Consider the following 9,670-nt stretch of genomic DNA (forward strand, 5'->3'; position numbering starts at 1 on the left):
CAAACAAATGGCACCGGGAGAATCCTGGGTAGGTGCAGGAAGAGGAGTGGAATCAAAACGTTATTTTAATACTGCTGCGGATGCAATTAGAATTTGGAATGTGACTGAACAAGCAGGCTTCGGAAAACTTGGAAATTATATCTCACCAGGTATATATGATCCGGGAAAATTATTCAAAAATAGTTCTAAAGATGAAGCAGGTAATCAAGTATTAGAGTTTACTGATATGGATGGGCGATTGATATTAAAAAAAGTAATGGCTGTTGCCGGCTCACAGGATAATGGAACAGGTCAAACTCATCAAAACTGGTTGTGTACTTATTATATCTATGATGATTTGGGTCAGTTGCGTTGTGTTATTCAACCAGAAGGTGTAAAAGCAGTTGAGACTGCAGGATGGGTGCTCAATAATATTAGTCTGTTGTTTGAGCAATGCTTCAGATACGTATATGATAAACGTGGACGTCTAATTGTTAAAAAGGTACCTGGAGCTGGGGAGGTTCGAATGGTGTATGATGCAAGAGACCGCCTGGTGATGGCACAGGACTCGGTGATGCGTGCTCAAAAGCAATGGGTGTATACACAGTATGATAATTACAATCGACCCATTAAGACAGGTATAGTTACCGATAATGCAAATTACCTGAACCATCAATACCACTGTGATCAGGCTTATGCAAGTACTGCTTATCCCACTCCTTCCAGTTTTACTGCCGATGAAGTGTTAACAGAAACCGGGTATGATGCCTATAACGTGTTTTACACTTGTTGTACTACCAGTACTCCTTATGTTGCTACGTACAAAACAAGTGCTCTGATGGATCTAAGTTACCTGGCAAGTCCGGCGTATAGTGAGGAACCGTTGCCAGTGGTGATCTCATTGGGCAATCCCACCCGCACCAAAACAAAAGTGTTAGGTAGCGCAACAGTGTTAAATGGGGTAATGCTGTATGATCAAAAAGGGCGGATGATCCAATCCCAAACCGACAACCTGGTGGGTGGGTTAGATATTGTAAGCAATCAGTATAGCTGGAATGGCGCCCTATTGCATAGCATCTTACGGCAGCAGGTAATCGGTAGCTCCGAACAGGCAACCCTCGTTGCAACAAAATACACATACGATGACCTGTGGCGGCAGTCGAGTATAGAAAAGAAGGTAAGTCATAGCCTGGTGAATAATGGGACGCTGCCTGCTGCCTATAAAACTACAGCAATACTAAAATACGATGGACTAGGGCAGTTAAAAGACAAGAACCTGGGTGCCAAACCGTCAGCACCTACCAGTGCGTTAGCTAACCTGTCGTATACTTATAACATCAGAAATTGGTTGTTGGGTGTAAATAAAAATGATGTTAATGTATTAGGTTCAGATCGTTATTTTGCTTTTGAATTGGGATACGACCGAAACACAAGTTGGGGAACTCACACAAATCAATACAATGGTAATATTGCATCAACCAACTGGAAAACGGCAGGCGACAATGAAGTTATCAGGAAGTTGACCTTTAGCTATGATGAGGTCAATCGATTAACGACAAGTTTATTCAGTCAGAATGTAAGTGCAAATCTCAATTTTAATACACGTAATATCTTTTATGACCGAAACGGAAACATCCGGGGAATGGATCAATGGGGTTGGAAGCCTAACCAGTCCTATCAAATCGACAATCTGTCTTATACGTACTATTCAAACTCGAATAAACTAAAAAATGTTATTGATGGAAACAATGTACCTGCCAGTCTGATTGGCGATTTTAAGGTGTCATCGAATCACACGCAGTCGAAGACAACGGCAACGGTGGACTATGAGTACGATGGGAATGGTAATCTGGTAAAGGATCTGAACAAAGATATAGCTGTGGCTGATGGTAGTGCCGCTGGAACTGCCGGTATTGTGTACAATTATTTAAACCTGCCGGCACAAATTACCGTACGTAAAACGGCGGGTACCAGTCGGGGTTTTATTATTTATACCTATGATGCAGCGGGCAATAAGCTGAGGAAATATACCGAAGACATTAGTACTGCTGGTACCAAAGTAGAAACCACGACCGATTATGTGATGGGGCTGGTGTATGAGAGTCGCAAGGTAAATAACGTGGAGGAGTATGCGTACCGGTTGCAATTGATCGGTCATGAGGAAGGACGCATCCGCTTTACGGAAGCTCTGGGTGCTACACCAGCGCAGCTACAGTATGATTATTTTTTAAAGGATCACCTGGGCAATGTGCGGATGGTGCTAACAGAAGAAACCAGTTCAGAAACCTATCCGACCTTAAGCTTCGAAGGGACGGCAGGCGGTGCAGAAGTACAAAATCAGGATAAGTTCTGGGAAAATAAATCTGGTCAAAGCATCAATGTAGTGGCCAGTAGAACCGCACACAGTACGGGCACCAATGCAATGTTGACCCGTAAGAGCCAGGGGGCAATTGGCGCTGCCAAACTACTGAAGGTAATGAGTGGCGATACGTTGCAGGCCAGCGTCCAGTTTTATTATACCACCACCAATGCCAATAATACAGGTGCCAATGGCATTAATAGCCTGGTGGCCAACCTAGCTACCTTGATCGCCACCTCGGCATCCCCAAGCAGTGTAATCAAAAGTGGCGCAGCCAGCCTGGGATCGGACCTGTCTGCTCAAACAGCCCTGGTCAATGCACTGAATACGCCCAACAATACCAGTGGTTCCAACCAGGCCCCGAAAGCCTACCTGCATATTTTGTTGTTCAATGAGCAGTTCCAGTTTGATGCCACCAACAGTAAAGTGGTGCCAGTAACCTACACTGTCGGTAGTTGGGGAACATTGTCGCGGATGGGTGCGAATGCAGTACAGGTAAAGAAAAACGGGTATGCCTATGTATACTTCAGCAATGAGTCGGATGAATTAGTATATTTTGATAACTTTAACCTGACGCACGCGCGGGGCCCTATTCTGGAAGAGACGCATTATTATCCGTTTGGGTTAACGATGGCGGGAATCAGTTCCCGAGCCATGGGAAAGTTGGAGAATCGGTATAAATTTAATGATGGGACAGAGTTGGAGAACAAGGAGTTCAGTGATGGGGCTGGTTTGGAGTTGTACTCGACTGCTTTTAGAGGCTACGATCCGCAGATTGGGAGGTTCCATCAAATAGATCCATGGAGTGAAATAACGGAGGATTGGAGTCCATACTCTTTTGCGTTTAATAATCCAATTTCTTTTAATGATCCTTTAGGTTTAACACCTTCAAAAGATACGGTAATTAATGGAGAGAGAATGAAGCGTGATAAAGATTTAGATGAATTTGTATTTACTGAAAAAAAACAAAAATGTAAAAATTGTAGTGGTTCTAGTGGTACTAAGGGAGCATCGATGTCAATGTTAAAAGCAGGATCAAATACTCAAAAGGATAAAGGAAATGCATCGAAATACGGTGGTGATTACAAATGGTATGAATTTTTTAATGATCATAATACTGGAGGTGATTTTTTGTATGAATTGAATAGGTGGAATCCACTTGCAAATTTCGTTAATGGCATAAAAACATATCTTACAGGAAGTGATACGTATGGAGTAATTCAAGACAACTCAACTGCTACAATACAAATTGCATCTTCACTGCCTATTGGAAGAATTGCTAGTGTGGGGGGGACTGTGGTTAGTGTAGGTGCTACAAGCCGCATACTGCAAACAACAGTAATTCAACTTCAAAAAAAATTTAAACATGCAATTGATTTTGGAGTAGTAGGAAATTATAGCACAAAGAGAGGATTCGAATTCTATTCTGCAATAAATAGACATATTAATGCTGAAGGGACACAGATTATTCAAGGGTTCTATCGTAACTCAAATACTGCAGTTGTTTTTTACTTAAACCCTAAAACCGGCTTAAATGTTGTTGCCACACCAAGTGGTCAATTCATAACTGGAGCTAGACTAAGTCCTGCACAAGTAACGGATGTTTTATCAAAAGGATTTTTATGGTAAATAATATATATATAAAAAAGTATCTTAATTTATTATCTGAATTCGTAAACAATGATATAGAAGCTTCAGAATTTGAAAGGAAATTTCTTGAAATTCATAGAACCGATCCTTCTGATTATTCTCCGGAAATTCATAAAATTATTTCTATTTTATTTAGCGATGTTGATAATTATTGTTCTGATTCACAAATTAGAGATGAAGGAGATTTAGATGACCACGAGCTTTGGGGAAGAGCAAAAGTTGCCCTTAGGAAGTTAAGAAAGGCAATAAGCGGCTAATGAATATGGTGAAAATATTGCTAAAAATATTTGGTGAAAATAAGAGCTAGGTTTTAGTTGACTTTTATTTGGTAATTACACCGTTAGCTCTATTTTGTCAAATTTAGTTCTTTGAATTTTTTAGGGACGAAACGCACGCCGGACGCGGAATTCACGTAATTTAGCGGTCAGAAAAAAGACACACCCCACGAGTAGAAACTCACGGGGTGTAAATAAAAAAAACTATGGGACGAAAATATATAATTTCCGACTCGTAGAGAGTCGGTTATTGAATTTTCTTCTCCGTTTTGAGTTTCTTTTTTTCACACTCACCCGTAAGGTATCGGGCAATGCCCTGGTTTATTTAAAGGGTCTGCTCCTTTGCCGTCGCCGCAATTGTCAGCAGATGGCCATGGAACTTCAGGAGTCGAATCAACAACGCTTACATCATTTTATCACACAGTCTAAATGGAACGTCCGCCAGGTGATGGATGTAGTAACCCTGCAGTTTTGGAAACTTATCGAATCACTGGGGCTTACAGAAGACAGTTGTCTTATTATCGATGAAGCCGGAAATCCTAAAAAAGGACGTCATTCGGCGGGTGTAAAACGTCAATATTGCGGCCAGGTAGGCAAAATTGAGAACTGTCAGGTAGGTGTTTTTGGCGCCCTGTGTGCGGGCTCGCTGGTGAATCTGGTGCAAGCCTCTTTATTTGGAACAGCCACCAATGGCAGTAAGATTGAACAGGCTAAAAGCATCATCCGGCATGTAATGAAGGAACTGAAACTACCTGTTCGCTGGATTTGCTTTGACGCTTTTTATGGCCGGGATGCTGCACTGCTGGCGGATTTGATTAAAAATGACATTGAGTTCGTAGCGGATGTACAGGATAACCTTCAAATCTGGCTCGAGCCTTTTCAAATGCGCATTCCAGTTCAGCAGCCGGGTGCTAGAGGTCGCAAATCGAAGCTTGCAAAACCAAACCGACCTTCCGTCTCCATTAAGGCATATGCCGCGAGTTTGTTACCAACACAATGGAAATTTATTACCGTTCGTCATCAAAGCGGCAGTAAAAAATTACAGGCATGGTTCCATTCCAGAGAAGTCTATATTATAAATCCATTGACCAATCGCAAGCAACTGGTAACGCTATTGATCAGGGAAGACAAAGACGGAACCATAAAATATAGCTTTTGTCATTGCCCGGGATCCTCATTACAGGAATTAGCTTACCGGCAATGCAAACGTTACTTTATAGAAAAGGCCTTCCGGGAAGGAGAAAAAGAACTGGGGTTGAACCAATATCAGACAAGAAGTGAAGAAAGCTGGCTAAAACATATGGCCATGATTATGCTGGCACAATTATTCTTAAACCAGGAAAAAATAGTTCACTATGAAAAAGAAAAATTATGGCTGACAACACAAGATGTTTTACAAACCATCAAATCGTCGCTTCATTTTGTAAAAAGGACCATCGAAGATTTATTAGATTACATCCTATCGAAACAACCGCCAGACAAGCGTTTGGTAAGAAAATCTCTGTATTTACGAATGTGACAAAATAGAGTTAGTATGAATTTTAGAATTCCCGGTCAATTGGCCGGGCATTTTTATGGCGTGAAAATTGGATAGGCTGTAATGCAACATTGGTAAGTGTTTCAGCGTTTAATGTTTTATATATTTACTTCAAACAGATTTTTCGTTGATTGTTTTTCTTCTCATCTAAAAAACTTAGTATAAACGAGGTTCGTGTATTTAGTTGCTCTAATTGCATTAATCTATTCTGTAATATTTCACCTATTCGTACCTAGCAAACGCCTGTTGGTGTAATAATTGAATTCACTTCTTGCCATCATTTTCTTTTTCAGTGTAAAACGAATATTGAAAATCAACTTGTTCTGATTCTGATTTTCAAATACTAAATTCTTTAGAAAAAAATACCGTGTTTTCACGGGTTGTTTTTTTAGCAAACATTTTCTTCTTTCGTAATCGAAACAGAAACTGCTTATACTTCTAATCTGATTAAACCTAATTTTCACTTGAAAGTTTTAGTTCAAGTTGTGATTCGGTCTATCTGGTAGATAAATTCAGTTTTGATTCAATTCTGTTTAATCCTACTCAATAGTCATCAACTGTTAATATCTACTGGAATGTCAAAAAAGTTTTTTTTGCTATTGCTAATGCTTTGCTTTGTTGTATTCAGTTTCTCTCAAACCAATACATACAATGATATATCAATAGCTTCTCCTACTGCTGGGAGTCTTGGTAAATTTGTTGATCAACCAGTAAATCTTCACACAGGACTTCCAACAATCGGTTTCCCAATTTATTCAGTTAAAGAAGGTCCTTTGAATCTGGATATTTCTTTAAGTTATCATGCTTCAGGTTTAAAAGTATTAGAACCTGCAAGCTGGGTGGGCGCCGGGTGGACATTAAATGCTGGTGGGGTAATTACACGCTCAGTAGTTGGTGCACCAGACGAAAGAGGAACCAGTAATGTTAGCGGCCATAGTCATGGTTACTATAGCGACAATGGTTTCTCGCGTCATATAATGGTCCCCCATTTAGGAGAGCAAATGGAAGATTGGGAAGATATTGCCAGGGGGTATAAAGATGGTGAGCCAGATATATTTTTCTTCAACTTTGGAAATTACAGTGGGAAATTCATTTTTAGAGATGATCGATTGCCTTTAATATTTCCTCAACAGGATTTGAAAATATCGGCCGAATATTCAGGTATTGGAAGTATAAGTTCATTTACTGTAACAACGCCAGATGGTGTGATTTACTCATTTGGTAAAACAGCATCAACTACTGACATCGATCCAATAGAAATAACAAAAGCTTCCACAGCTTCTAATGGAATTACTTCTGCAAATGTAACTTCCAGCTGGTTTCTAAATAAAATTACTTCACCTGACCAGTTGTTCTCAATTACATTGAATTATGTTCAGGAAAATTACTCATATTTCACATTATCTACTTTCCCATTGGATGGAAATGCAACTGGATTCGATTATGAATTAATTAAGAATATGGTTCTGGGTGTTCGGTTAAGTGAAATCGTATTTTCAAATGGGAAGGTAGTTTTTGATGCTGGTGAACTTCGGACAGATTTAAGTGGTAGTTCTACACCCTCATTAATTGACGACGCAAATTCACAGGCCAGGCCACTTTCTTCTATTTCAGTTTTATTTAATGGAGCTTGTAAGGACAAGTATATTTTTAATACTGATTATTTTATTGATAATACTACACCCTTAGCAGGATATTTCTCTTCCTATGGAATTACATCAGATAAGAAACGTTTAAAGTTGAATTCATTTCAAAAAGTATCCTGCGACGGGACGCAGTCCATAAACCCTACTGCTTTTACTTATCATACAGAATTGGTTCCAAGGAGGTTATCCTTTGGTCAGGATTTTTGGGGATATATCAATGGGGTGACGACAAATACCAAATTAGTTCCTACTTACACCTTAGAAGGTACAACCACTGTATCTGGGGCTAATCGAAATCCTGCCTGGCCTGCTATGCGTGGAGGATTATTAAACAAAATAACCTATCCAACTGGTGGAAGTACTGATTTTGAATTTGAAGCAAATAGGGTATGGATTGCGAAAACGACCAATTCCTTTGTTCAAAAGGGTTCTATTTCTATTGGATACTCATCTCCAATGTACGGGTCAAGAGAAACTACAGTTGCCTTAAATGCTGGTATGCATAAACTTGTGCTGGGTAGTAATGGGGGTACTCAAACCGCATTTCTTTATCTTATGACATTAGGAGGAACTTCATTGCAAATTCTTCAGGCCGCCCCCAATTCTTCTCAAACATTGGATTTTAATCTTCCTACCTCGGGTACATATAAACTTGTTGTGACAAAAGATTGTCCAAGTACTGGTATTGGCGCAACTGGTACCATTAGTGCTGCTCAGCTAGTGGACGCATCTGAAAATATGGTTGTTGGAGGTGCAAGGATAAAAACAATAACCAAGAAAGCTAGTCCAGGAACCTCTAATATTATTCAAAGTTTTGATTATAATTTCAATTCACAGTCTACTGGAGTTTTGTACGGAAAACCTACCTGTGTTCAGGTTATTAGAAATGATATGCAAAGAGATATCGGTTATTGGACGCCTAATAATGGTTATACAATACCTTGCAGTATCAATGGTTGTATAGAATGTGATCAGGGGCCTGGTTTTAGATCATATTACAAATCTGGAGCTAATCTGCGTCCTATGGATCAAACACAGGGCAGTCATATTGGTTATAATGAAGTAAAAGTTTATCAAGCAAATAATGGATATGAAGTAAACAGATTTTATGGTTCACAGCCATGGCAAATTAATGGTAATTCAATTGCTATAACGAATGTTGATAGAACCTATTGCAGTAATGATATTCCTAATTTTCCAGAAGCTCCAAAGACGTATGATTTTTTAAGAGGTCAGTTAAGACAAAGGCAGGTATTTAATCAGGCAGGTGACTTGTTAGAGGAACAATTCAATTATCCAGAGTATTCAAACTTTAATGATCCAGGTTATTTGGGTTTAATAGTTCAGACTATTTCAGTTCCTGGAAATACCAGGTATTTAGGTACCAGATATGAACAGAATACTAAATATTTATCCAAAATAGTAACTCATACCCGTTCATTTGAATCTGGTTTGATGATGGAAAACTATGATACTACATATTTTGCAAGCCCGAATCATTATTTAGCAACGAAAAAATCAAGTTTAAATAGTAAAAATCAATTACAAGTATCAGAAATAACTTACCCCAGTGATTTATTACCTTCAACCTGTACCAGTATCTCAAACTGTACATCCTCGTATAATAGTGCACTTTCAACCTGTTTAAGTCAATATCAAGCGGCCGCAGCTGCCTGCGGTAGTTCAGGGACGTGTAGAGCTAATGCATATCAGGATTATCTCGCTTGTCAATACCAGGCAAGAAGCAATTTCATTGATTGCCGAGAAGATTACAATGATCCGTTAATAGTAGGGAGTTTTGCAAATTGTTTAACTAACGCATTTAATAATGCTGCAACAAATTATAAAGGCGTTTTAGGGATGGTTTCTAAAAATATGCTGGAACCTGTTGAAATTGTTTCAAAATTAAATAACACACTTAAATCAGCCACCTACCTAGATTATGTTTGGTCATCAACCGAAAATATACCCAAGCGATCTGAGTATAGTTCTATTCCTGTTTTAAATAATACAACAAATTTTCAGAAAGTTTCTCTTTCAGGTAATTCGTTAGTGAAGGATAGTCGGTATGAGTTGGATGCGAGTGTAGTGATGCGTGGTAGTAGTGTGTTGGATCAGGTGACCAAGCGTGGTAATCAGCCGGTATCGTATTTGTATGATTCAACGAATACGGAGGTGGTGGCAGAGGTGTCAGGCGCTTCGTTGGCAGATGTTGCTTTTACTT

General features: G+C 39.3%; 4 protein-coding genes. All 4 read left to right on the plus strand.

Going from position 1 to position 9,670, the window contains the following annotated elements:
• On the plus strand, positions 1 to 3,967 hold a 3,967-nt coding region (locus MD536_RS20830), incomplete at its 5' end, for a colicin D domain-containing protein (protein ID WP_239603732.1).
• Positions 3,961 to 4,245 carry a colicin immunity domain-containing protein gene (locus MD536_RS20835; RefSeq protein WP_239603733.1) on the plus strand — a complete coding sequence of 95 codons (285 nt, stop codon included), beginning with the start codon at positions 3,961 to 3,963 and terminating at the stop codon, positions 4,243 to 4,245. The genes MD536_RS20830 and MD536_RS20835, both read left to right, overlap by 7 nt.
• Before the next feature lie 268 nt (positions 4,246 to 4,513).
• Entirely contained in the window at positions 4,514 to 5,782 is a 1,269-nt protein-coding gene (locus tag MD536_RS20840; RefSeq protein WP_262916067.1) for an IS701 family transposase, read from the plus strand.
• 593 nt (positions 5,783 to 6,375) lie between these two features.
• Positions 6,376 to 9,670: hypothetical protein (locus MD536_RS20845; RefSeq protein ID WP_239603735.1), on the plus strand; the 3,295-nt coding region annotated here is incomplete at its 3' end.

Origin of the sequence: Flavihumibacter cheonanensis (genome assembly GCF_022352215.1) — a bacterium.
In the GTDB taxonomy this organism is placed as follows: Bacteria; Bacteroidota; Bacteroidia; order Chitinophagales; family Chitinophagaceae; genus Flavihumibacter; species Flavihumibacter cheonanensis.